The 24,143-nt window shown below is 51.5% G+C and carries 21 protein-coding genes; 9 read left to right on the top strand and 12 right to left on the bottom strand.

The genetic code is table 11. The annotated features are described in order from the left end of the window. The first annotated feature begins 166 nt into the window (after positions 1-166). The gene (locus J1C60_RS10030; RefSeq protein WP_128174189.1) at positions 167-844 is read left to right on the top strand and encodes a gamma-glutamylcyclotransferase; all 678 of its coding nucleotides are present in this window, start codon (positions 167-169) and stop codon (positions 842-844) included. A gap of 38 nt (positions 845-882) precedes the next feature. Here the strand turns inward: J1C60_RS10030 and J1C60_RS10025 are convergent, their stop codons facing one another. From J1C60_RS10025 to J1C60_RS09985, 9 genes are all read right to left on the bottom strand, one after another. Further along, complete coding sequence (locus J1C60_RS10025) at positions 883-2,301, bottom strand: serine/threonine protein kinase (protein ID WP_128174191.1); 1,419 nt, start codon at positions 2,299-2,301, stop codon at positions 883-885. Positions 2,302-2,362: 61 nt separating this feature from the next. Next, entirely contained in the window at positions 2,363-3,313 is a 951-nt protein-coding gene (locus J1C60_RS10020; RefSeq protein ID WP_128174193.1) for a hypothetical protein, read from the bottom strand. 14 nt (positions 3,314-3,327) lie between these two features. Continuing rightward, on the bottom strand, positions 3,328-4,104 hold the full coding sequence (locus J1C60_RS10015) for a PP2C family protein-serine/threonine phosphatase (RefSeq protein WP_128174195.1): 777 nt from the start codon (positions 4,102-4,104) through the stop codon (positions 3,328-3,330). Next, positions 4,101-5,270, bottom strand: a complete 1,170-nt coding sequence (gene tagH / locus J1C60_RS10010; RefSeq protein WP_128174197.1) for a type VI secretion system-associated FHA domain protein TagH — start codon at positions 5,268-5,270, stop codon at positions 4,101-4,103. The genes J1C60_RS10015 and tagH overlap by 4 nt, the downstream gene beginning before the upstream one ends. 37 nt (positions 5,271-5,307) lie before the next feature. Further along, entirely contained in the window at positions 5,308-5,997 is a 690-nt protein-coding gene (gene tagF, locus J1C60_RS10005; RefSeq protein ID WP_128174199.1) for a type VI secretion system-associated protein TagF, read from the bottom strand. A 101-nt stretch (positions 5,998-6,098) separates the two neighbouring features. Continuing rightward, entirely contained in the window at positions 6,099-8,111 is a 2,013-nt protein-coding gene (tssM, locus tag J1C60_RS10000) for a type VI secretion system membrane subunit TssM (RefSeq protein WP_128175024.1), read from the bottom strand. After that, positions 8,111-9,331, bottom strand: coding sequence for a type IVB secretion system protein IcmH/DotU (gene icmH / locus J1C60_RS09995; RefSeq protein ID WP_128174201.1), 1,221 nt, complete (start codon positions 9,329-9,331; stop codon positions 8,111-8,113). Before icmH ends, tssM begins: the two co-directional genes overlap by 1 nt. Positions 9,332-9,426: 95 nt before the next feature. After that, the gene (locus J1C60_RS09990) at positions 9,427-9,939 is read right to left on the bottom strand and encodes an SH3 domain-containing protein (protein WP_220485547.1); all 513 of its coding nucleotides are present in this window, start codon (positions 9,937-9,939) and stop codon (positions 9,427-9,429) included. Between the two features lie 481 nt (positions 9,940-10,420). Further along, the gene (locus J1C60_RS09985; protein ID WP_128175025.1) at positions 10,421-10,963 is read right to left on the bottom strand and encodes a YbhB/YbcL family Raf kinase inhibitor-like protein; all 543 of its coding nucleotides are present in this window, start codon (positions 10,961-10,963) and stop codon (positions 10,421-10,423) included. Between the two features lie 395 nt (positions 10,964-11,358). Here J1C60_RS09985 and J1C60_RS09980 point away from each other — a divergent pair, with 395 nt between their 5' ends. Continuing rightward, positions 11,359-12,744 (top strand): YchO/YchP family invasin, encoded by a 1,386-nt coding sequence (locus tag J1C60_RS09980; protein WP_128175027.1) that lies wholly within the window; start codon positions 11,359-11,361, stop codon positions 12,742-12,744. A gap of 117 nt (positions 12,745-12,861) precedes the next feature. Then, positions 12,862-13,767 carry a bestrophin family protein gene (locus tag J1C60_RS09975; protein ID WP_128174205.1) on the top strand — a complete coding sequence of 302 codons (906 nt, stop codon included), beginning with the start codon at positions 12,862-12,864 and terminating at the stop codon, positions 13,765-13,767. 105 nt (positions 13,768-13,872) lie between these two features. Here J1C60_RS09975 and J1C60_RS09970 read toward each other — a convergent pair whose 3' ends face one another. Genes J1C60_RS09970 through J1C60_RS09960 form a run of 3 tightly spaced genes read right to left on the bottom strand, consistent with a single transcriptional unit; the run spans position 13,873 to position 16,474 of the window. Next, on the bottom strand, positions 13,873-14,034 hold the full coding sequence (locus J1C60_RS09970; protein WP_128174207.1) for a DUF2474 domain-containing protein: 162 nt from the start codon (positions 14,032-14,034) through the stop codon (positions 13,873-13,875). Positions 14,035-14,045: 11 nt separating this feature from the next. Continuing rightward, complete coding sequence (cydB, locus tag J1C60_RS09965; RefSeq protein ID WP_128174209.1) at positions 14,046-15,056, bottom strand: cytochrome d ubiquinol oxidase subunit II; 1,011 nt, start codon at positions 15,054-15,056, stop codon at positions 14,046-14,048. Continuing rightward, positions 15,056-16,474, bottom strand: coding sequence for a cytochrome ubiquinol oxidase subunit I (locus J1C60_RS09960; RefSeq protein ID WP_128174211.1), 1,419 nt, complete (start codon positions 16,472-16,474; stop codon positions 15,056-15,058). The genes cydB and J1C60_RS09960 overlap by 1 nt, the downstream gene beginning before the upstream one ends. 656 nt (positions 16,475-17,130) lie before the next feature. On the opposite strand from J1C60_RS09960, the gene J1C60_RS09955 reads away from it, so the two are divergent. The 6 genes from J1C60_RS09955 (at position 17,131) to spy (ending at position 24,066) form a co-directional block, all read left to right on the top strand. Next, positions 17,131-18,351: an aspartate aminotransferase family protein gene (locus tag J1C60_RS09955; RefSeq protein ID WP_128174213.1), complete on the top strand. Its 1,221-nt coding sequence runs from the start codon at positions 17,131-17,133 to the stop codon at positions 18,349-18,351. Beyond that, positions 18,348-19,385 carry an arginine N-succinyltransferase gene (astA, locus tag J1C60_RS09950; RefSeq protein ID WP_128174214.1) on the top strand — a complete coding sequence of 346 codons (1,038 nt, stop codon included), beginning with the start codon at positions 18,348-18,350 and terminating at the stop codon, positions 19,383-19,385. The genes J1C60_RS09955 and astA overlap by 4 nt, the downstream gene beginning before the upstream one ends. Continuing rightward, positions 19,382-20,848 carry a succinylglutamate-semialdehyde dehydrogenase gene (gene astD, locus J1C60_RS09945; RefSeq protein ID WP_128174216.1) on the top strand — a complete coding sequence of 489 codons (1,467 nt, stop codon included), beginning with the start codon at positions 19,382-19,384 and terminating at the stop codon, positions 20,846-20,848. Before astA ends, astD begins: the two co-directional genes overlap by 4 nt. Beyond that, positions 20,845-22,173 (top strand): N-succinylarginine dihydrolase, encoded by a 1,329-nt coding sequence (astB, locus tag J1C60_RS09940; protein ID WP_128174218.1) that lies wholly within the window; start codon positions 20,845-20,847, stop codon positions 22,171-22,173. The genes astD and astB overlap by 4 nt, the downstream gene beginning before the upstream one ends. A gap of 103 nt (positions 22,174-22,276) precedes the next feature. Then, positions 22,277-23,269, top strand: a complete 993-nt coding sequence (astE, locus tag J1C60_RS09935) for a succinylglutamate desuccinylase (RefSeq protein WP_128174220.1) — start codon at positions 22,277-22,279, stop codon at positions 23,267-23,269. 308 nt (positions 23,270-23,577) lie between these two features. Further along, positions 23,578-24,066, top strand: a complete 489-nt coding sequence (spy, locus tag J1C60_RS09930) for an ATP-independent periplasmic protein-refolding chaperone Spy (protein ID WP_128174222.1) — start codon at positions 23,578-23,580, stop codon at positions 24,064-24,066. The last annotated feature ends 77 nt before the right edge of the window (positions 24,067-24,143 follow it).

Here is a 24,143-nt window from a genome sequence, read left to right as displayed (position 1 = left end):
GCTGAGCACATAGGCAAAATAACCTGAGTAAGCTTTACCGACTTGTTGCTGCGTTACAGCCCGAATAATTGGCGGGTTGACGTGATGGCAAGTGAGATAATGTTATTCCAATGATAAAAGTGGCCATCTATTACAGGGAAATAGAGCAGTGGCGCAGGAGGTTCAAATGTTGACGCGTGATTTCCTGGTGAAAGCAGACTGTAAAACTGCTTATGGCACTATTGAGGAATCGCTGCTGTGGAGTAGTGAACAACGCGCTGCATCTTTGGCCGCGACGTTGGCATGCCGGCCTGATAATAGTCCGGTGTGGATATTTGGCTACGGCTCACTGATGTGGAATCCTGTTTTTGAATCGGATGAGGTGGCGAGCGGAACCCTTGAGGGTTGGCACCGCGCCTTTTGCCTGCGCTTAACTGCAGGGCGGGGCACATCGCTTCAGCCGGGCCGTATGTTGGCCCTGAAAGCAGGGGGAAAAACCAGCGGGTTGGCGTTTCGTTTGCCGGAAGAGATGCTGCACGAAGAGTTGACGCTGTTGTGGAAACGCGAAATGGTGACCGGGTGCTATTTGCCAACCTGGTGTGAGCTAACGCTTGAGGATGGGCGTAAAGTTACGGCGATGGTGTTTGTGATGGATCCGCGTCATCCACATTATGAAGCGGATTCTTGCCCGGGCACTATTGCTCCCCTAATTGCGCACGCCAGTGGCCCACTGGGGACCAATGCACAATATCTGTTTTCGCTGGAACAAGAGTTAATTAAACGGGGTATGCAGGACGACTGCCTGAAAGATTTAGTGCAGCGGGTGCGTGCGCTACAAACCTGCAAGCAGTCATCGGCAGGATGATACCTATCCCCAGCATCGTGGGGATAGCGTAAATGCCGTTATAAGCCAGGGTTAATCAGCCAGGTACCCGCCCGATCGATCTTCAACTGCTGTGAGTGCGCGCCGTCCTGACGTTCAATCTCAAGGGTGTATTCCCCTGCTGCCAGATGCAGTGAGGCATAGCCGCGATTGGCGGGTTGGGGGGTGACTCTGGTGCCATTCAGGCGCACGTTCTCACCGTTTTTTAATTGTAGATAGACGGTGGCGAGGGCTGGTGATGCGGCTGCGTCAGAATGGGATGGCGTTGAACCCTCCGAAAGAGCCGCTTGCCCGACTTCCTGCTGCGGTGCATTGCCACTATCAAGCAACCAGATCAGACCAATAACCATGACGACGGCAAGCGCGCTTAATGCTATCAGCGGACGCGACAGACGGCGTGTGCTTCCAGTGACTACATTTTCTGCCGCACCTGCCGCCGGATTCACGGCCAGAATAACAGGCTCGACGGCTTCGGCGACCTCGGGCTTGTCATCAAGACTGACGAGCGGCGCCACCGCGGTGACCAATTGTTGGACATCGCTTACTGGCAGATTAATCAGGGCGGCGAATTCATCTATGGTGCGGGGGCGCTCATCAGCTTGCAGGGCCAGCGCCCGATCAATTGCGTGCAGTAGCGGCAGTGAATAACCATCGGGACAACGTTCAACCAGAGGTTGATAATTATCTTCAATACAGCGCACGACGCTGATTGGTGGTGGCGCACCGGTGACCAGTGCGTGTAATACCGCGCCAAGAGCGTAAATATCGGTCCAGGGTCCTTGTTCGCTATCGCATCCTTCATTGTACTGTTCGATAGGGGCGAAACCGGGTTTAAGCATGATTTCGGTTTCATCGGAGAGGTTGCCTATTTCCTTACGGGCTGAACCGAAATCCAGCAAAACTGGCAATTGGTTATCCTGGATCTGAATATTATCCAGTGAGATATCCCGGTGCAGGTAACCGGCGAGGTGGATGGTGTTAATGGCGCTAAAAAGTGGGGGCAGTAGTCGCCTTATCCATGCTTCATTAATGCGTTCAGGGCTGTTCTGCTGCCACTCCTTTAACGTTATGCCGCTATAGTAGAGCGTGCCCATATAGGCGGTGCCATTCTCTTCCCAAAAACGTAATACGTGCAGCAGGCCAGGATGATTAAAGCGGGCCAGCAGGCGCGCCTCATGAATAAAACTATTTAGGCCAGCAGTGAAAATTTTATGATGACGTTCACCCCGCAGCGTCAGGCTCAGGTCATCGTTTCGCATGGCCAGCGATACCGGCATATACTCTTTGATGGCAATAGAGCGTTCAAGCAAATGGTCCCACGCACGATAAACAATGCCAAATCCGCCGCCACCAATTACTTCTTTAATCTCAAACTCATTAAAACGATACCCGGCAGGTAATGCATTAGGCACGTTTTTCTGATTTTCATTTCCCGACATATTTGACACTCTCTGAGCGTTAATGCTAGCAACCTGATCGTCGCAGGCGGTACGCCTGCAATTAATTAACGGTACGGTATGCCCCAATGGCCGGATCGGCGAGGTCGGCATGAAGATCGTCAACCAGTAACACGGTCATCTTAACTTCGGAAGCGACCAGGGGTGTCCAGGTTTTTTTGAGGGCATCGACATGGGCTTTGACACGGGCAACATCATCAGCCTGACTTTTATCCATTTTCACCAGTAGCGTGCCGCCGAAAGACCAAGCATGCAACGCAGGATTAAATGGTAATACCAGCCAGCTATCGGGAGCGTCCTGAGCGGCAACGACCATCCGCTGATTGTTGACTGTCACAACGTTCATGCTGTTCTTGGCCGCGTGTATATTGACCAGCGGATAGCCCTGGTAAAAGTCGACTACGGTTGTCGTCGTTTTATCTCCGTGCGCGCGCGTAATCTGGCTACTTCCTTCAAGCCAGCCTTCAGATGAACAGGTCAGGGCTCGATCGTCGGGTATAAATATTGACTGACTGTTTTCATCCCACCAGGTCCTGAAACGGCAACCACCGGGCAGTTCAAATTGTGGCAGTGATGCGCTGTTTGCCGGGCGGGAGAGATCTAATGGCGCCGCATTGGATGCATTCGCTGTTGCCGTGGCATCCGCGGTCACTACCGGTTTCCAGTCGTTGGTATTATCCGCTGTCCCGCTGGCCAGAGCCGTACCCTGCCGGTTGGTCATTTGCCATGACAGATTGGTCAATTTACTGCACTGACTGGTTAATAGCTTACCGACGCGGGGAAGAAAGTTATCCAATATCTGTGATTCATTACGCGCACCGGAAACAATACGCAGATGCAGGGATTTTTGACACCAGTCCTGCAACGCATTGCTCTCAACGTTATCAATAAACACCTCAAGCGACAGATTGGGTGAATAGACAACGCGATAATTTTCCGCGTGGGTAGTAAAAGCCATCAACAGCATGGCAACCCCGGGTAACCAATATTTCATATCGTTCCTTGGTGTTAATCGCGTGGCGGCATCAAGCGCGCCGAATCAGCCAGTGAATATAACAACGTCGTTTCCTGCGGGGAGCCAACCCATACCGCAATAGCGCTTAAGTTATCGCTGGCGGCACCCCGGTCGATGGCTTTTAGCATCAGGGTCAGCCACTCATCGGGTGAGTTCACCATCCGTAATGCCAGTTCCATCTCTTCTGCCTGCAGACTCAGCCAAAATCCGTCACTACAGACTAAAAAAGCATCGCCATCTTCAAGCGTAAGCATCTCACTAAAGGCCACATAACCTGCGGTATCAACGCCCAGCGCATTATAAAGTAAATTGCTGTTAATTCCGGTATTTTCATAACCGGCTTCCTTCATCTGTTGGGCCAGACTATGGTCACTTGTGACGCGATTGATATAGCCCCGTCGGAAGTGGTAAATGCGGCTGTCGCCTGCGTGCGCCCACCATGAGAGCGAATAATCACGATCGATAAACAGGGCAGCCAGCGTGGTGCTCATGTGCTGAAGTTTCGGATTAATCCCTTGTGCTTCCCGAAGGGTTCTTGCACTTTTTTCCACCGCCAGTCGGGTATCCTCGGCGGTAAAATGTTTGTTATCCTGCAGCGTCCTCAACAATGTATGGCACGCTATTTTTGCCGCTTCGCCGCCGCCAGGTGAACCCGCGACGCCATCGCAGACGATAAAACAGGCGCTGTTTTCTCCCAGCATAGTTCCAATTTGATCCTGATTACTCTCTCTGGCACCGGTTTGTGACGTTGATGCAAAGGCGATATTCATTCGTCATCCGCTTTCGTTTGTGAGTCTTTATACTGATTAACTTCAACGTCATACGCATGCAAAAAGGCTTCACCAAAGAGCGTATGGAAATCATCTTCTATCTCGCCAGCGGTATGGCAATAATTGCGCATAAAATAGTCCCACAGTGCCGCTTTACGTGAAGCGGAGAGGGCCATTTTCGGTAGTGCGCCGCTGCGTTTTGCTTCTTCTTCTAAATGTTGCGGATTAAAAGATTGCAGCATGGCGGCAATAATAGCGCGGATGCCTGAAATCATACCCAACTGATGCGCCTGTAAATCAACCAGCGCATCCCGTACTGCCTGTTCAGGCTGCATAAAGCCGGGCATTTGGCTCTGATACATTTGCATCAGTACGGTTTTTCCGGACGGCAAAATTTTAAACGGGTTGTTTGCCTCATTGAGGATCATGGTCATCTCTGCTTTTACGCCGCGCTTCAGGATCGAGCGGGAAGAGAGCAACGCGACCGTTCCCTGGGAAAACAAACTCAGCATTCGGCCCGTCATCCGCATCTGTTCTTCCGTAAGCTGCATGGCGCTTTGGTTACGATCCAGTCCCATGCCTTCAAGAAGCGCTTCAACTAATAACGTATCGCCGGTACAGTCTTCATCTCCGCTACGTCCAATGGCCTCGTGCGGTAACGGATCGATATCTAACCGTGCACCGCCGGTTTTAGCGCTGCGAACGGGAGGCAACTCTGAGGCGGGTTCGTCACCGATCGGTGGATGGGCCGGCGGTTCTGCAGGTCGCAGAATTCCGAGAGGATCGAGCGTCGAGTCCTCCTGCTGGCCAAAAAGGACCAAGGGGTCGCAAGGATCTTCCTGCGGTGATACCGGGATGTTGGGGTCGCTAACTTCAAGAGTATAATCGCCAATACCGAGCCGATCGGCGTGCTGTAACGCGACCTGACGGCCACGTTCCAGCGGCGTGCCATTCAGCACAACCGCCGTTACGCTACCCAGGTTGGTGAGACGACACTCTCCGTTATTCGCAACGTGCACCAGTGCCTGCAGGCGTGAAATAACCCGTTCTTCATCCGGCAGAACCAGATCGTTATCAAGGCTGCGACCGATTGTGCCCCCCGGAGGTGAGAAATCAACAGTGGTTAGCGGCATCTCTGTGTAGTTTTGAATAAGGGTAAATCGCATGAATTTTCCTGCAATAGAAGGCCGTAATGGCATAACGCTATTCAAACATGGGCGGATAGAGCCCGTTACGCCCCGGCTGCGCCCCCGCCGCCGGATTAAATAATAGAGAAAAGAGCTCCGCCGTCAGCGTTCCGCTGTGTTTATGTGTTGCGTGCGGATAACCATCGCTGCGGTTACTCCACCAGTAGCTGATGGATTTCTGTGGATCAAAATGATCGGCCACGCCACGCCAGCTCAGGCTAATGGGCAAATCATCATACCCCACAATCATGGATTGCTGATTTTCCCGTGTTGGAAGGGGCGTCAGGGCGATCAGATTAGCCTCAAGTTCCGTCGGCGACTGTCTCTCACGCACGCCTTTTAGCAGTATGCCGCCCAACTTTTGATACCAGTCGCCTGAAAGTGCGAGCTGACCGGGAAACCAGTCGGCCAGGGGGAAGCTACAGAGTGCCAGTAGGGGCCAGGCGCGCCCAATTCGATCGCAAGAGGGTAATAAACAGCCCATCTGAACACGCTGAACGCCGGGGGTTAATGGCAGAATAAAATTCCATACCGGTGCCCGTAAGAATTCCGTCGTTGAGGCAGCTGTATGGTGATGCCAGTGGGTCAGCCCCTGCTGAAACCAGTTTGCCCAACCGGTAACAATATGTTCCGTGAGCCGTTGCTGAAGAAAGTCCCCGGTAACGGGAAGTTTCCCATACCAGCCGGGGCTACATTTTTCTGGCATAACCTTAATCCTTAAAGCCTGAGTTGTCGGGATGCCATATTGCCGGTGTCGGTGTTCTATGGTTAGCGAATCCGGCATTGAGCTACCGTGACATCGGCTTGCTAATTAAGCGTATTATCGCGCGCATACGGTGAGCTTTGAATCTGGCGGTCGAGTAATTGCCTCAAATGTTCATCAAGCTGCTGTAGATCGCGCGCGGTCACATTAGGTGGCAGTGTCCGCTGTAAATTCTGCATTACCCAACCATGTAAAAACTCACCATCGTAGCTGCGGGGTTGATACAGCATTTGATAAGCCCGCTGGGCATTACGACTGAATTCGCTATCAACGCCGTTGTTATTTCGCAGCGTCGCGGTAATTTGCTCGGCGATGCACGGCAACAGCAGGGTTTTCAGGGCATTCTGATAAAGTACTGCTGCAGCATCCCTGACCTGGTCACCCCGATAAAGCCCCACGCGCATACTAAGCGGAGGCGTATCAAGTGAAAAATAGTCCGGTTGCGGCAGGGCAGCAAGCTCATTTAAAAAAGGTAACAGGCTGAGCATATTTTCAGGTTTGCCGGTGGCAAATTTTTTACCTTGAGTATAAATATCCGGCATTCTTGCTTCGATCTGTTGCAGGTAACGCTTATTCTGATAATAACTCAGCCCCCAATAGCCAGAGGTGACGCATAACGTAATGGCTAACAGACTATAGACCAGCCAATGAAACAGGCGGTTACGATACTCCCAGGCCCGGTTGCTGCCAGCCAGCCCACACTCTCTAAACACTACGGTTGTGAGCAGGTCATGGATAAAAAAACTCTGGCCTTTGCTGGCGGGAATAGGGGCAGTGCGGGTTACGCTATCCCACGCTGCAATCGAATGGTTTTTTGCCTGCGGTAACTGCAGTTTACGCGTGAGTGCGCCCATTACGCGATCGAAAGGCAGTCCTTCCTGCGTGCCGCTGGTAAAAAACAGTCCGCGCGCGGACCAGGCAACATCTTCCTCGTCCGGTGAAAAAATAATGTCGAGATATTCGGCCAGTAATGGGCGCAGTGAGGCGAACTCCTGGGGGAAGAGAAAGCAGTCTGCCCGCTGGATTAAATCCGTTTCCTGCGCCATTTTTTCGGCGAGATTATTTGATATCTGTAATGAAAGCCGATGAAACTGTCGATCAAAAAGTGCATTAAGTGCATGTTCGCTGACGCGGTTTGGCTCCCAGGGAAAGGTGAAACCCCAAGTTTTATCGCGCTGCTGTTTATCCAGAGCGGAAAAATAGCTCATAAACCCTTTAAGTAAGTCAGTTTTCGTCACCATAATATAGACCGGGAAATGGATGCCGGTTTGGCGATGAAGCTCTTTCAGACGCTGGCGTAACGCGCAGGCCTGTGTAAAACGAGCCTCAACTGAATCACTGAGTAAGTCAGCAACGCTAATGGTTATGATCACACCATTGATCGGCTGGCGGGCACGATAATATTTCAACAGTTTAATAAAGCTTTGCCATTCAGCGGCATCACGTGCACGAATGCTCTCCTGCAACGTGTAACGTCCGGCTGTATCGAGCAATACGGCACGATCGGTAAACCACCAGTCGCAATGACGTGTTCCCCCTACGCCACGTACCGCACGTTTACCCAGATTATCGCTTAGCGGAAAATTGAGGCCAGAGTTAATTAAGGCCGTGGTTTTCCCAGCACCGGGGGCACCGATTATCATATACCAGGGCAGTTGATACAGATATTGGGCGCTGTAGCGATCAAACCATGCGGAGGACGATTTTTGATAGAAATGCGCTTTCTTTAGCATCGCGACAGCTTCGCTAAAGCGAGCAGCCAGCAGCGCTTCGGTTGCTGCGGAATCTGAATTATCGCCGGTCTTGTACTGCAAGTTATCTAACAGTTTGCCATTAAACCAGGCACTATAAAGCTTTGGAATAAGTTGGAACAGTATCCAACAAAAATAGCAGAGGCCAATCAGGGCCTGACGATTAAATGGAGAATCCAGCGGTTGCGTGGCATTGATTGTTAGCAACGGCCCCAACATCCAGATAAGGCTGCACAGGGCGGTGATCCCAATAAAACCCCAAAACAGGCGGCTATTGAGCAGTGAAAAGAAGGGGTTACTACACATCACCTTATTCCCTGTTGAGTCGGTTTGCCGGCCGTAGGCATGGCAAACAGTGTAATTTCGATACGACGATTACGTGCACGATCTTGCTGATTATCATTCGTTGCGATTGGGTTACTGTCCCCGCGGCCTTCGGGCTTAACGCGATGTCCCGGAGACAGTTGCTGGTCTAACTGGGAAGCCACACTGTTGGCCAGCGCCAGCGAATATTCATAATTCGAGGCAAAGCGACTACTGCCGGGCAAGACATTATCGGTATACGCAGTCACCAGGACCATTCCTTTGACATCTCTCATTGAGAAGGCCACGCGTGCGATTAACGCGCGGCCTGGCGTATTCAGGGTGGTCGCACCGTCGTTAAACAGCCTGTCACTGGATAAAATGACACGGCTGCCAAAAGGCCCATCGCTTACCTCGGCTTGTCCGGTGGAAACCAAATCATTCAGACGGTTATGCAGATCCAACAAAGCCTGCGCGGGAGAGGCGCGCCGGTTGGTAGACATGTCGGGCAGCGGCGTCTGATAAATAGCACGCAACAGGGGTTCGGCTGCATTACCCAGACGCCAGTTGAGCCCGGTATAGATCAAACACCCGAGAAAGGCTATTACCGTAATGCATGCCCATAAGGGAATAGGGGGACGCCACAAGCTTTGCTGTGATGGACGCACGACAATTTGTGTATCAAGCTGGTAGTGCGACACACCGCGAGTGGTTTCAATAAGCTGTGCCAGCCGGGAGCGAATCAGGTCGCGCTGCGTCCGGCCGTGTTCGACACCCCGATAGCGTCCTTCATAGCCGAGCAATAAACAATAATGGATGACTTCAAGCAGCCATAAATGTTGATGGGGAGATTGCGAAATCCGCGAAAGCAACTGGAAAAATTTCTCGCCACCCCAGCTTTCATTATGAAATGTCGCCAGCAAGCCATTACCTGACCATACGCCACGCGTTCCCCAGGGGGTTTGTGCAGCAGCCTCGTCCAGTACGCTGCATAAGCAGTAGCGGGTCCCGATGATCGTCTCGAAGGGCAATGCCATTTTCTTGCAGCGCGTTTCGAACTGACGGATTTCTTCAATAAGCTGATGGCGCAACCCCGCCGGATCGTCATGAGTGGCGGCAAGACGAATTTGTACAATTGCGTTCAGCAGCGGTGCAGCCGCACTGAGCAATGGGTTTTCTGAACCTGCAGGACTTTCATCATGTGCAGAAGTTTCAAGCGTCATCGAATGTTATAAATCCTGGTGAAACATCTGATCCATCAGAGTATGTAAAGGGAATGCACGGTATCAGAGGGTTCGATGCCCCTCTGAGATCTGGGCTATTCGAGGATCCAGGTTGCGGTATTGTTCTTCCGGCACGCTTTGCTGGTCCCCCCCACGTCGACGCAAACCTGTTTGGTTGACTTACGTGGTCGTGGGCGATCGCTACGGATCGTTGCTTCATACCGATCGCTGATGACTCCTGCCTTGAATGGCACATAACCGATCAGACGTGTGTCATCGGTTCTGGCAATGGCAAGCCAGTGATTCTCGACCTCACCCAGAACGGTGAAAGGTTTGCCATTCTCCAGGTGTTCCACCACGTTCCCGCCATAATCCGGCAGGGTCATAACCGATGCGTTATATAAAGCACGATAGGTTTGATTTACCGGGGTAAACGCCAGTGGTGCTTTTACCGCATTACGATGGGTCAACGTGACGCCATTAACAACGCTGGTCACCATAGTCTCATCCGTCATCGGTGGCGGCGGGGCCTTACATCCGGCCACGGTAAGCACAGCTAACAATGTTAACGCGATACCAGTTTTCACAATATTCCTCGTGAATGTCATCAGTGAGCCTGAACTATTTCAGGCCGTGTTTTCGTACATATGCCCGAAATGAAGGTTGCTTTATTCGGTGCGATCATAATGTACCTGCTTCAAAAATTACTCAGTTTTACATAAACATAAAGTTGCGGTCAGTCTACATGACACTTTTGGGATTTTAAACCATTGCATGATAAACATGATCGTGTTAAATGCAAATGACGAGCAGGGCAAAACCCGCTTCAGACTTGGCTTAGTGGCTTTCTGTTTAAGTGAATTTATACTTAGGACGATAAGTGAAATGAAGGACGAGGGCGATGCAGTACTCCTGATTACAGGTGGTGTTTTTTTACATAAGATAAATTTACCATTATCCATGAATAAACACGATTAACAGTCGCATATTTTTTATCACTGAGTGGGCACAACGTCGTATCGATCACATTTCCTTCTGTACGACGCGTGCCTGAGCAGAGAGTCCGTAATGAATACCAGATAGTCAGGTTTAATTACCGTAACGACCAATAAGGCTCACTGCGCCAAGGGTATGACCTTTCAGTTGGGTTAACAGCGCGCCGTGCGTGAGCCCTGTTGGCAGTGCGTTAGCCTGCAGGTCGGTAGCAATTAAGGTGAAGACATAATGGTGTGCGCCGCTGCCTGCTGGCGGGCATGGACCAGAGTAGCGCAGCGTGCCGTGGGTATTTTTACCGCCAGTGTAACCCTTGCCTTCGGTTAATTCTCCTTGTACAAAACTGCTGCGCTGAAAGGGGATGTTGTAGGCGACAAGATGCGTTACGCCTAACCCCCTGGCTCCTTCATGATCGAACAATATGAGTGCGAAACTTTTTGTCCCGTCGGGTGCGTAATACCAGCTTAAGGCCGGGGAGACATTCTCACCTGTACAACTGGCATTACTCGCCGTATTACCTGCAAATTTCACCTCCAGCATTGCATTATCAGTGAAGTCAGGCGAACTGAGCGTAAAAATATCCTGAGCGCTGGCCGAGAAACAGCCAAGTAACAGGGCACTGCTAAGCCATTTTCGCATCATAGGTAAAGACTCTTATGGTTGATAAATATACTCAAGCCTGGTCTGTAATTGGGAACATTGCCACCGTGCAGGTCAATAACCCGCTGGGGAATATGGCTATTTCAGCGGTTTTTTATTTTCCACCTGGCAATATGTTACGATAGCCATTACTCTTTTATGAAAATCTGTTAACTGGATCATAAAATTCTTAAAAACATACGTTCTGTTGCAGAGTGCAGGTAAGTTGGCTGCTTGCTTTATCCTTCGGTCAACGTCTCGGCTCGTGTCCCCGGACCTTGCCGTTGCTCTGCGACCTGAATGTTTAAGGGTATAGTTTGTCCATGTTAAGTATGAACTGTGCAGTTAAGTCATTCGCCAAAGAAAAGCACGTCGTGCTATTGGTGCTGGGATGCATGAGTAACGTTTTCCCTGCAGCATATGCGCTGCAGGTGGACTCCACGGTTGAAGCCTACCCTTTCGATAATCCTTCTCGTTTTACTGACATGCAGAGCACGCTGCCCGAGCTTGGAAACGTCAGCGACAGCGAGGCGTTCTCCAGACAACTGGCAACGGTTGCGAAAAGTATCGGTGAAGCCAGCATGAATCATAACAGTGATGACTCATTGCGCCTGCAGGCAAGCCGCTGGGCGTTTAATCACTTTCGTGATGAAATTGCTGAACGGGTTGCTAACACCGGGCAATCGTTGCTTTCACCTTACGGCACTGCCAGCCTGGCGCTTAACGTGGATATGGACGGTAATCTGAATGGCAGTGGTGTGCAGCTTTTTACGCCCTGGCAGGATAAGTATCAATATCTGACGTTTACCCAGTTGGGCATTGAGCAGACTGATGATGGCACGGTAGGGAATGCGGGTCTGGGTCAACGCGTGATCGCAGGGAAATGGTTATTAGGCTACAACGCTTTTGTCGATCGTCTTTTAGAGAGTGGATTACAACGAGCGTCGGTTGGTACTGAAGCATGGGGAGATTACCTACGCTTTTCCGCCAATTACTATTCGCCGCTTTCAGGTTGGCGTAATAGCTCTGCCCGTGCTCAACAGAGGATGGCACGCGGCTACGACATTACAACCCAAGGCTATCTCCCTTTTTATCGCCAGTTAGGTCTATCCGTAACGTATGAGCAGTACCTTGGGAACAGCGTCGATCTGTTTAATAACGGCAGTGGATATAATAATCCGGTCGCAGTTAAGTTGGGCGTTAATTACACACCAGTACCGCTGATCACCTTGACGGCGTCGCATAAAGAAGGGGAAGGCGGTGTCTCGCAGGATCAGCTCGGGTTACGGCTGAACTACCGGCCGGGTGTAGCCCTGAGCAAACAACTGTCTGCCGATAACGTGGCTGAAGCCCACTCGCTGCGCGGGAGTCGTTATAACAGCGTCGAACGTAGCAACACGCCAGTGCTGGAGTTTCGCCAGCGGAAAACGCTGGGTGTTTTCCTTGCGACGCCTCCGTGGCAGGTCCAGCCCGGCGAGTATCTGCCACTTAAGCTGCAGATCCGTGCCGCGAATAAAATTATCCGCGTAAGCTGGCAGGGTGATACGCAGGCGCTGAGTTTGACGCCACCTGAGAACAATAATGACCCGCAGGGATGGTCAGTCATTATGCCCGTGTGGGACAGTGCTCCTGAAGCCAGCAATGAATATCGTCTATCGGTAACGCTGGAAGACAGCAAGCAACAACGCGTAACCTCAAACTGGATCACGTTAAAACTTGCACCGCCTATATCGCTGCAGCAACATCCTGCTGCGGACTCACTCAATATTATGTCACCGTAAGACGCGTTTCGTGCCCGATTTCATACGGCAAATAAATGTGATCAATCTCTCAAAATTAGCTAGGCAGGTGATAAGGTTTTTGCCACAATCAGCGAAAATCATTATCACCTGCATATCATGATCATTCGTCCCAATTGTCATTGGTTTATCCGCCTCTTTGCCTGGCAGGGCTCAGTGCTGCCAGGCATTCTGTTTCGGCTCGGTCTTAATCTGGCGATGTCCCTTATCGCTATTTTTTGCCTGGGCTGGTATGAGTCTCTGGGCATCAAATTAACGCTCGCCCCATTCAGCCTGTTAGGTGTTTCCATTGCAATATTTCTCGGTTTTCGTAACAGCGTATGTTATGCGCGTTATACCGAAGCACGACAGATGTGGGGAAATTTGCTGATTGCCTGCCGTAATATTCAGCGACAGGCATTGGCCATTTGTCCACATGAAGCACAGCAAGTGACATCGCTGCTGCTGGCATTTTGCTACAGCATGAAGCACCAGCTACGTGGCACCGACGCACGTCATGATCTCACCCGCTTCCTGGGTGAAAATGCCGAGAAAATTTTGCATCGCCGGGCGCCAACTAACTTTATTGAGTTACAGTTATCGCAATGGCTGGCTGAGCAGCGGCGTAATGGCCAGATCTCCGATATTCTCTACACCAATATGGACCAGAATCTTAACCAATTGACCCAGGTTTTGGGCGGTTGCGAGCGTCTTGCCAGTATGCCCGTGCCCTTTGCCTATGGTTTATTGCTGCACCGCACGGTTTACCTTTTTTGTACGCTGCTGCCATTTGCCCTGGTGCCTGATTTGCACTATATGACGCCAGTTGTTTCCGTATTTATTTCGTACACGTTTCTTTCCCTGGACACGCTGGCGGAAGAGCTGGAAACGCCTTTTGGCTATGCGAAAAACCATCTGCCGATGGATGCGATGTGTAACAACATTGAAATTAACCTGCGTGAAATGAATCAGGAACGTGATTTGCCGGAGGCGATGCACCCCGATGTGCGTTTCCGGTTAACCTGATGGCCTATGCTGCGGATCATTCATAAAAAAGCGGCGAGGATTCGCCGCTTCAAGGGAGTGCGTTTCTGCATTATGAAGAGCAAATGGGGAAATCCGCATTCACGATCAGTGAAGTTTTAGGCCTGCGGCAGTCATCAGTGCCCGGAACAGCGCGGCGACCAGAAATAACGCTAACACACTGCTGGTCCAAATTAGCAGCATCCAGCCGAGCCTTTTCCAAAGCGGTTGTTTCTCACTCTTGCGCGTCATCCGTTGAATCAGGGTCATTATACCGTTCCTCAATGATAGCCGTGTTCAGGTTTAATTTTGCCGCGGAAAACGTAATAGCTCCAAAAGGTGTACACCAGAATCAGCGGGATAATGAACAGAGCACCGACTAACATAAAGCCCAAACTTTGCGGCGGCGCGGCGGCGTCTCTGAAGTTGATTGCCGGAGGGATCAAATTTGGCCAGATGCTGATTCCCAGCCCGCTAAAACCGAGGAACACCAGCACCAGCGTCAGGATAAAAGGAGCATAGTGCGCATTCGGATCCCACGCGCAACGCCACAATCCCCATGATACCAGCAGCACCAGAATTGGTACGGGCAGGAAGAAGAACAGATTCGGCAAGGTAAACCACCGTTCAGCAATGGCCACATGTGTAAGTGGTGTCCAGCCACTGACGATAGCCAGGATCACCAGCAGGGCCAGCAGCAGCGGACGTGCCAGTTTACGCATAGCGATTAACAGTTCGCCTTCCGTTTTAATAATCAGCCAACTGCATCCCAGCAGCGCGTAGGCCACCAGTAGTCCCACGCCGCAAAACAGGCTGAAGGGGGTAAACCAGTCGAACACGTCGCCTGACCAGCGACGTCCATCAACCGGGAACCCATTCAAAAAAGCACCCAGTACTACACCTTGCGCAAAGGTGGCCACAAATGAACCTGCGATAAATGCCTTGTCCCAAAACGGTCGGTGTGCAGGGGTCGCTTTGAAGCGAAACTCAAAGGCAACACCACGGAAGATCAGGCCGATAAGCATCACCATCAGAGGTATCGCCAGCGCATCCAGTATAACCGAGTATGCGAGAGGGAAGGCGCCAAACAGGGCAGCTCCGCCCATGACCAGCCAGGTTTCGTTACCGTCCCATACCGGGGCGACGGTATTCATCATGACATCGCGATCTGCGGTTTTACGCATCATGGGATACAGCAAACCGATACCCAGATCAAAGCCGTCCATGACAACATACATCAGGATGCTAAAGACGATAATAATGAACCAGATCAAAGCAAGATCGATACCCATCAGTGGTTTCTCCGATCGTCAAGGGGCTCATCCGCCGCGGAAAGTGGTCGAGAGGCGGTGCGCGGTGTACCGGGCCCACCTGTCGCAGCGTGTTCGACATAGGGTTGTGGCCCTTTACTGATCAGTTTCAGTAGATAAACTACGCCAACACCAAATACCGAACCATAGACCAGGATAAATGCCAGCAGGCTCAGCGACATATGCAGAGTCCCGTGGGCAGAAACCGCATCACGCGTCCGTAGCAGACCATACACAACCCACGGCTGGCGACCCACTTCAGTTGTAAACCATCCAGCAAGAATGGCCAGCAGGCCGGAGGGCCCCAGTAGCAATACAAATCGATGAAACAGGCGTTGTTCGTACAGGCGATGACGAAAACGCAATAACAGACTCCAGAGACCCGCCGCTATCATCAGTAACCCCAGGCCGACCATGATACGAAATGACCAGAAAACGATAGTCGAATTTGGTCGATCTTCGGGCGCAAAGCTTTTTAGTGCCGGGATCTGTTTTTCGAGACTGTGGGTCAGAATAAGGCTCCCCAGATAAGGGATCTCCACCGCATATTTTGTCTGTTCTGCCTGCATATCCGGTAAACCAAACAGGATCAGTGGCGTGGGCTCACTGCCTTTATTCTCCCAGTGTCCTTCAATTGCGGCAATCTTAGCCGGCTGGTGCTCCAGCGTATTCAGGCCGTGTGCATCACCAATTCCTGCCTGAATAGGCGCAACGATCAGCGCCATCCACATTGCCATTGAGAACATTCTTTTCACGGCTGGCGTTTTGTTCCCCTTGAGGAGATGCCAGGCACCGGAGGCACCGACAAAAAAGGCGGTTGCAAGGAATGATGCTGTGGCCATATGCAACAGGCGGTAAGGGAAAGAGGGATTAAAGACCACTTTAAGCCAGTCGACGGGGATCAGCTGATTATTGACGATTTCGTATCCTTGGGGCGTCTGCATAAAGCTATTGGACGCCAGGATCCAGAAGGTGGACATCAGCGTACCCAACGCGACCATACAAGTGGAGAAGAAATGGAGTCCTGGTCCAACGCGGTTCCAGCCAAACATCATAACCCCGAGGAAACCTGCCTCAAGGAAGAATGCCGTTAATACTTCATAGGTCAGCAACGGACCGGAAATACTGCCGGCAAACGCTGAAAAACCGCTCCAGTTCGTACCAAACTGATAAGCCATTACCAGCCCGGACACCACGCCCATACCAAAGTTAACCGCGAAAATTTTCAACCAGAAATGATAAAGATCGCGCCAGGTTTCATTTTTAGTTTTCAGCCATAGCCCCTCCAGCACCATCAGAAAACTTGCAAGACCGATAGTAATGGCGGGGAAAATAATATGGAAAGAGACCGTGAACGCGAATTGTATCCTTGCCAGTTCGAATGCATCTAAACCGAACATAGCCACCTCATTATTGTCATTACGATGCTTCCATTAAGAACCAGACTGGGATGACCAGCTGACCAGCCTGTACAAGTGTAAACCTTGATGCAGCAAGCTGCTGCCTCATCTGCCCATTCCGGTAAATTATCTGAATAAGTCGATACCTCTATTCTGAACACTGCCGGAAGCCGCTGGCTATCCGCGGAACCCACTGCGTTGAGCGGCCGGAGTATTCAGACACCCTGAGAGGGACAGTCAAACATAGAACCGCTATCTATAACAGACACAGTTAATTAATTTTGACCTATAACAGGCAGGCAGCGTAATGCTTCTTATTGGTGCATTATGCCCTGCGTTTGGGCATAAAAGGCGTTGAAATAAAACCAAATTTCACCACAGATCACAAAAGCAACATTTTATTTTGTATATGAATAATTTTTCTGTTTTATATTCGGATTTCACGCGTGAATCGTATTATTATTCACTTTTTATGCATTTATTGTGAATATCCACCTGCTGTAACTTATTGATATTACGTTTATGTGTGCGTTATATGCATTTTTAATGCTGGCTGGCACGAAGGCTGCAATCTAGAGTAGAGCTGCAATGATTCATTTCATTAACATTATTTAAACTTTTTATTCACCATGTCGCCGTGAACCAGTGAGGACGCTATGCAACAGTCAATATCGCGTGAAAATTATGATCAATGGATTGTTCCCACCTATGTACCCGCTAATTTTATTCCGGTACGTGCGGAAGGCTCCACACTGTGGGATCAGAACGATAAAGACTATATCGATTTTGCTGGCGGCATTGCAGTAAACGCTTTAGGCCACGCACATCCTGAACTGCAGCAGGCCCTACAGCAGCAGGCCGCTCGCCTGTGGCATACCGGAAATGGTTATACCAATGAACCCATATTACGACTGGCGAAACAGCTGATTGATGCCACCTTTGCCGAACGGGTATTTTTCTGTAATTCAGGTGCAGAAGCTAATGAGGCTGCGCTGAAGCTTGCACGCAAATATGCCCACGATAAATTTAGTCCGGCAAAAAGCGGCATTGTCGCGTTCAACAATGCCTTTCATGGCCGTACGCTGTTTACCGTTTCAGCAGGCGGCCAGCCCGCATATTCAAAAGATTTTGCCCCATTGCCTGGCGGTATCGACCATGCAGTCTTTAATGATCTTTCATCCGCAGCGGCGCTCATCAACGACGAAACCTGCGCGGTTATCGTTGAGCCTATTCAGGGCGAAGGCGGTGTTGTTCCGGCGGAACCGGCGTTTTTACGCGGTTTGCGTGCGCTATGCGACCAGCATAATGCGTTGCTGATTTTTGATGAGGTGCAAACGGGCGTAGGTCGCACCGGTTCGCTATATGCCTATATGCATTATGGTGTCACGCCGGATGTGCTCACTACCGCTAAAGCGCTTGGTGGTGGTTTCCCTATCGGGGCTATGCTGACTACGGAACGGCTGGCAGCGGTGATGGTGGTTGGCTCGCATGGCACCACCTACGGTGGCAATCCGCTAGCGGGCGCGGTAGCAGGGAAGGTGATCGAGCTGATTAACCGTCCTGATGTCATGGATGGTGTGGGGCTGCGCCACCGCTGGTTTATTGATGGTCTTAATGCGATCAATCAGCGGCTACATATTTTTCAGGAGATTCGCGGATTGGGTCTGTTGATTGGCTGTGTACTGAATACTGATTACAGCGGTAAAGCCAAACAATTCAACCTGGCCGCAGCCGAAGAAGGGGTGATGATATTAATTGCCGGGGCAAATGTGTTGCGTTTCGCGCCGTCTCTGGTGATCGGCGAGCAGGAAGTAAAAGAGGGGCTGGTTCGCTTTGAACGTGCCTGCGAAGCGGTAATAAAAGGAGCGCGCGTATGATGTTTATTCGTCCCGTTGAGCGTGACGATTTACCGCAGCTTTTAGCGCTGGCGGGGAAAACCGGCGGTGGCCTGACGTCGCTGCCAGCCGATAGCAATACGCTATCGGCGAGGATCGAACGCTCAATCCAAACCTGGCAGGATGCTTTGCCTCGTGCGGAACAGGGATATGTTTTTGTTCTGGCCGATAGCGAGACGGGCAAGGCCGTTGGGATCTGTGCGATTGAGGTCGCGGTAGGGTTACAGGATCCCTGGTATAACTTTCGCGTCGGAACGCAGGTTCATGCCTCAAAAGAACTCAGTGTTTACAATAACCTGCCGACGCTGTCACTCAGTAACGATCACACCGGCAGCAGCGAGCTCTGTACGTTATTTCTTGACCCGGATTATCGTGATGGAAAAAACGGTTATTTATTATCGAAGTCGCGCTTTCTGTTTATGGCGGAATTTCGCGATCGCTTTATGGATAAAGTGGTCGCTGAAATGCGTGGCATCAGCGATGAGCAAGGGCGTTCCCCGTTTTGGGACAGCGTGGGCAGCCGCTTTTTTTCCATGGATTTCTCCACGGCAGATTTTCTGAGTGGTACAGGACAAAAAGCGTTTATCGCCGAGTTAATGCCGAAACATCCGCTCTATATTGATTATTTGTCTGCTGAGGCGCAGGCGGTGATCGGTCAAGTTCATCCACAAACCGCACCCGCACGTGCCGTGCTGGAATCGGAAGGTTTCTGCTATCAAAACTACGTAGATATTTTTGATGGTGGGCCGACGCTGGAGTGCGACATTGACCGCGTACGGGCGATTCGGAAAAGCCATTTACTGCGCGTTGAGATTAATGATGGTCCACCGGATGCATCACAACCACTCTGTCTGGTCGCCAATACCGATTATCGCCAGTTCCGCGTGATGCTGCTGCATGCGGATCCGAAAGCGGAAAGCATTGGTATTAGCCCGGCGGTGGCCGAAGAGATGAAATGTCAGCAGGGTGAAAATCTGCGGGTGGTAAAACTTTGTGTTGAGGAGAAAAAAGCATGACGCACTGTATCAATGGACACTGGCTTGCAGGTAGCGGAGCCCCTTTTACCCGCACAGATCCGGTTACTGCAGAGAAACTTTGGCAGGGTAATGCTGCTGATGCGTCGCAGGTCATGGCTGCTTGCAACGCCGCGCGTTCTGCTTTTCCCGGCTGGGCACGACGTCCTTTTACCGAGCGTCAGGTTATTGCCGAAGCCTTTGCTCGTCTGCTGGAAGAACATAAACAGGATCTGGCTGCTTCCATCGCACAGGAAACGGGAAAACCACGGTGGGAAGCCCAGACCGAAGTGCAGGCGATGATTGGCAAAGTTGCCATTTCGGTAAAGGCCTTTCATGCCCGGACCGGGGAGCAAAATGAAGGAGAAAGTTCGCTGCGTCATCGTCCACACGGCGTGATGGCAGTTTTTGGCCCTTATAATTTCCCGGGGCATTTGCCTAACGGGCATATTGTACCCGCACTGTTAGCGGGTAACACAGTGGTGTTTAAGCCAAGTGAGCTGACGCCGGTTACCGCGGAAAAAGTCATGCATCTGTGGTTGCGTGCGGGTATTCCTGACGGTGTATTAAACCTGCTACAGGGTGGTCGGGATACCGGACAGGCGCTGGCTCAGGATCGGCAAATTGACGGTCTTTTATTTACCGGTAGCGCCGCGACGGGTTACCAACTGCATCGGCAGTTTGCTGGTCAGCCAGAAAAAATGCTGGCGCTGGAAATGGGGGGGAATAATGCGTTGATTGTCGAAGATCCTGCGGATATTGATGCTGCCGTACATATCGCCGTTCAGTCGGCATTCATTACCGCGGGACAGCGCTGCACCTGTGCTCGTCGTATGCTGGTGAAGCGCGGCGCGGCAGGGGATGCTTTTCTGGCGCGTCTGGTTGAGGTCAGCCGTACGTTACGCATTGGCCGCTGGGATGATGAGCCACAGCCTTTTATGGGAAGTGTTATCTCCCCGCAGGCGGCGGAACGTATTTTTGATGAATGGCAGGCGCGCGTTGCGGCGGGTGGTGAGGCGTTGTTGACGATGTGTTGGCCCGACCGCAGTCGTGCGCTACTTACTCCGGGGATCATTGACGTTACCAACCTGAAGGCGCTGGCAGACGAAGAGGTGTTTGGTCCGCTGCTCAGCGTAATTCGCTATGACGATTTCCAGCAAGCGGTCGACATTGCTAATGATACCCGTTATGGCTTGTCCTGCGGGCTGATTTCGCCCGATCGTGAGAAGTTCGATCACCTGTTGCTTGAAGCCCGCGCCGGCATTGTCAACTGGAATAAACCGCTGACCGGTGCCTCCAGTAGTGCGCCGTTTGGCGGTATTGGGGCTTCCGGCAACCACCGTGCCAGCGCATGGTATGCAGCAGATTACTGCGCCTGGCCGATGGCGTCGCTGGAGAGTCCAACGCTATCGCTGCCCGCCACACTCTCGCCGGGGCTTGATTTTCATACAGGAGATCGGTCATGACGGCGCGTGAAGTGAACTTCGATGGGCTGGTGGGGTTAACCCATCATTATGCCGGGCTCTCTTTTGGCAATGAAGCCTCCACGCGCAACCGGCATCAGCAATCCAATCCCAAACTGGCCGCTCAACAGGGATTGCTAAAAATGAAAGCGCTGGCTGATAGGGGATTTGCGCAGGCGGTGATCCCACCCCATGAACGTCCTGATACCGCGGCGTTACGCCAGCTTGGTTTTAGCGGCAGTGATGCCCAGGTACTGGCAAAGGTCGCCAGACAGGCACCGCAGTTGCTTTCTGCTGTCAGCTCCGCTTCTGCGATGTGGGTCGCAAACGCCGCGACGGTTTCGCCATCGGCGGACAGCGCTGACGGACGCGTCCATTTGACGGTAGCAAATCTTAATAACAAGTTTCACCGGGCGATAGAAGCGCCGACAACTGCGGCACTCTTACGTGCCATTTTCCGCGATGCTCGGCACTTTACCGTGCATGATGCGTTGCCACAGGTGGCGCTTTTTGGCGATGAAGGTGCCGCTAACCACAACCGTTTAGGCAGTGATTACGGCGATCCAGGCGTTCAGTTATTTATCTACGGACGTGAAGGTGCTGATACCGCACGGGGGCCGTCGCGCTATCCGGCACGCCAGACCCGCGAGGCAAGTGAAGCCGTGGCGCGTTTGCACCAGTTAGATGACGCGCGTACGGTGTTTGCTCAACAGAACCCGGCAGTGATCGATCGCGGCGTTTTTCATAATGATGTGATCGCTGTCAGCAATCAGCAGGTGTTGTTTTGCCACCAGCACGCTTTCATGCAGCAGGCACAATTACTGACGTTGCTTAAAGAGAAAGTCTCAGGCTTTATCCCGATTGAAGTGCCTGATCATCGGATATCGGTAAGTGATGCGGTGGAGACATATCTGTTTAACAGCCAACTGCTTAGCCGCGATGATGGAAAAATGCTGTTGGTATTGCCGGAAGAGGCGCGTCAGCATCCGGGCGTATGGCATTATCTGAGCGAGCTGGTGGAAAGCGGAGGGCCGATTGCCGAACTGAAGGTGTTCGACTTGCGTGAAAGTATGTGCAACGGTGGGGGGCCGGCATGTTTACGTTTGCGGGTCGCGATGACTGCGCAAGAGCAGGCTGCGGTGAATCCAGCCGTAATGATGAATGATACGCTGTTCACTAAACTGAATTGCTGGGTTGACCGTTATTACCGCGATCGTCTTTCACAACACGACTTAGCCGACCCGCAACTTCTAATAGAAGGACACGAAGCCCTTGATGCGTTAACGCGTCTGCTAGACTTAGGTAACGTCTATCCTTTTCAGCAGTAAAAAGCATCGGCGCTGGGATCTCATTTTGAGAGGTAAGACAGTGATAATGTGCGTCTGCTATCATCAGGCGCTTACCCGGTGCAGTTAACTATATGGGGCATGAATGCAGGACTTTCTTAAGCATACGCTTTCAGGCGAAAAACCGTATCCCTCGGCGGGGGAAAACGATCAGTTACGCTGGCAGTGGCTGGACGAAGGGATTTTGGAGTTAACGCCTCATCAGCCAACGCGGCAGGCGATTGTTATTTCTGCCGGTATTCATGGTAATGAAACCGCTCCGGTTGAGATCCTGAATCAGTTAGTCACCCTGTTACTGCAGGGCGAAAAGATGCTGGTGCCGCGTTTGCTGGTGATATTGGGTAATCCTGCGGCATTGAGGGCTAATAAGCGCTATTTACGTTGCGATCTTAACCGTCTTTTTGGCGGCCGCTGGCAACAGTATGAGGATTGTCCGGAGGCACGCCGTGCCTGGCGCCTTGAACAGGCGCTGGAAACGTTCTGGCAGGCGGGAAATAACGTAGAAATAGGGTGGCACCTCGATCTGCATACTGCGATCCGTGGCTCATATCATCCTCGCTTTGGCGTATTACCCCTCAATGAACGCGCATGGCCTGAAGCGTTTATGCAATGGTTAACCGCTGCAGGGCTGGAAGCTTTAGTGTTTCATCGCGCACCTGGCGGCACATTCACGCATTATAGTTGCGAACACTTCGGCGCATCCAGCTGCACGCTGGAGCTGGGGAAGGCGCAACCGTTTGGTGAAAATGATTTAACCCAGTTCAGTGAGGCAAAACAGGCGCTGGCATCACTGCTCTTTGGCGAAGCGTTACCCGCGGGTAAACATGCTCCACGCCGCTATCGCGTGTCACAGCAGATCACGCGGACATCAAATGCATTTCAACTGCATATGGATACGGACACGTTGAACTTCACCGCATTTCCACAGGGAACCCTGTTGGCCGAGGACGGAGATACGCGCTACTACGTTAAGCAGGCGCGAGAATATGTGCTGTTTCCCAATCCCAATGTGGCGCCAGGGCTCCGCGCCGGGCTGCTGCTGGTAGAGGATAATGCGCATAATGATGTATTGGGCTGAGGCCACAACGGGCGCGATGTGCTCCCGTGACTTAGTTAAAAGAGAAATGGGTACTTTTTAGATTGGACCCTACGCGGTACACTCCACCTTAATTTCTGCACTATTGTCGCCGTTTCATCCAATCGCGATACATCTTTTCTTATACCTCCTTATATTCTTCTCATTCTCTCCATGATTGTTCTCTTTATGAGTTTTATACTTTCAGGGTTTTACTCTGGCTCTGAGTAATTGACGTTCGGCGCTTTACAATTGATGTCGAACTCGCGACACGGTCTGTCGTTATAAAACTGAAAAGTAAGGACAATATTATGCGTAAATTAACATCCCTCTTAGTTGCTTCAACGTTGGCTCTGGGCGCGGCTAATATCGTTCATGCTGCAGCTGATAACCTGACACCTCCTCCGGCTGCAGGCGAAAAGAGCCAGCATAAAATGCCAATGCATCGGAATATGCAAACCTTGTTTAGCGGTCTGAATTTGACGGATGCGCAAAAAGAACAGATGCACAGCATCATGAAAGCGTCCCATAAAAAAATGCAGCGTCCGTCGCTGGACGATCGGCGCGCTAATCATGCGATTATTGCCGCGGATAGCTTTGATCAAGCGAAGGCGGAAGCGCAGGCAGACAAGCTGACAGCGAATGCTAAAGAGAATGCGGTAGCGATGCTTGAGACGCAAAACAAGTTGTATAACGTGCTGACGCCGGAACAGAAAAAACAGTACAACGACAACTTCGAGAAGCAACTGACGGCAAAACCACAGCATCAGGGCAAAAAGATGCTGCCAGCGGCAGGCTAATGGCGGCGTGACCCTTATCGTCCGCAGACACTGACACAGTGAAATTGAGACCGCCGACGTTACCCATATTGCCTGTT

It is taken from the genome of [Pantoea] beijingensis, from assembly GCF_022647505.1.
In the GTDB taxonomy this organism is placed as follows: Bacteria; Pseudomonadota; Gammaproteobacteria; order Enterobacterales; family Enterobacteriaceae; genus Erwinia; species Erwinia beijingensis.
Note: the sequence above shows the minus strand (reverse complement) of the source record. Positions and strands in the feature narration are given on the sequence as shown.

Coding starts and splice junctions, on each gene's coding strand:
- astE (WP_128174220.1), top strand. CDS start 22,277: ATGCAGGACTTTCTTAAGCATACGCTTTCAGGCGAAAAACCGTATCCC.
- J1C60_RS09970 (WP_128174207.1), bottom strand. CDS start 14,034: ATGACCCTGATTCAACGGATGACGCGCAAGAGTGAGAAACAACCGCTT.
- astB (WP_128174218.1), top strand. CDS start 20,845: ATGACGGCGCGTGAAGTGAACTTCGATGGGCTGGTGGGGTTAACCCAT.
- J1C60_RS09990 (WP_220485547.1), bottom strand. CDS start 9,939: ATGACATTCACGAGGAATATTGTGAAAACTGGTATCGCGTTAACATTG.
- J1C60_RS10025 (WP_128174191.1), bottom strand. CDS start 2,301: ATGTCGGGAAATGAAAATCAGAAAAACGTGCCTAATGCATTACCTGCC.
- tagH (WP_128174197.1), bottom strand. CDS start 5,270: ATGCGATTTACCCTTATTCAAAACTACACAGAGATGCCGCTAACCACT.
- tagF (WP_128174199.1), bottom strand. CDS start 5,997: ATGCCAGAAAAATGTAGCCCCGGCTGGTATGGGAAACTTCCCGTTACC.
- J1C60_RS10030 (WP_128174189.1), top strand. CDS start 167: ATGTTGACGCGTGATTTCCTGGTGAAAGCAGACTGTAAAACTGCTTAT.
- spy (WP_128174222.1), top strand. CDS start 23,578: ATGCGTAAATTAACATCCCTCTTAGTTGCTTCAACGTTGGCTCTGGGC.
- icmH (WP_128174201.1), bottom strand. CDS start 9,331: ATGACGCTTGAAACTTCTGCACATGATGAAAGTCCTGCAGGTTCAGAA.
- J1C60_RS09980 (WP_128175027.1), top strand. CDS start 11,359: ATGAGTAACGTTTTCCCTGCAGCATATGCGCTGCAGGTGGACTCCACG.
- J1C60_RS09955 (WP_128174213.1), top strand. CDS start 17,131: ATGCAACAGTCAATATCGCGTGAAAATTATGATCAATGGATTGTTCCC.
- J1C60_RS09985 (WP_128175025.1), bottom strand. CDS start 10,963: ATGCGAAAATGGCTTAGCAGTGCCCTGTTACTTGGCTGTTTCTCGGCC.
- astA (WP_128174214.1), top strand. CDS start 18,348: ATGATGTTTATTCGTCCCGTTGAGCGTGACGATTTACCGCAGCTTTTA.
- tssM (WP_128175024.1), bottom strand. CDS start 8,111: ATGTGTAGTAACCCCTTCTTTTCACTGCTCAATAGCCGCCTGTTTTGG.
- J1C60_RS09975 (WP_128174205.1), top strand. CDS start 12,862: ATGATCATTCGTCCCAATTGTCATTGGTTTATCCGCCTCTTTGCCTGG.
- J1C60_RS10020 (WP_128174193.1), bottom strand. CDS start 3,313: ATGAAATATTGGTTACCCGGGGTTGCCATGCTGTTGATGGCTTTTACT.
- J1C60_RS10015 (WP_128174195.1), bottom strand. CDS start 4,104: ATGAATATCGCCTTTGCATCAACGTCACAAACCGGTGCCAGAGAGAGT.
- J1C60_RS09960 (WP_128174211.1), bottom strand. CDS start 16,474: ATGTTCGGTTTAGATGCATTCGAACTGGCAAGGATACAATTCGCGTTC.
- cydB (WP_128174209.1), bottom strand. CDS start 15,056: ATGGGTATCGATCTTGCTTTGATCTGGTTCATTATTATCGTCTTTAGC.
- astD (WP_128174216.1), top strand. CDS start 19,382: ATGACGCACTGTATCAATGGACACTGGCTTGCAGGTAGCGGAGCCCCT.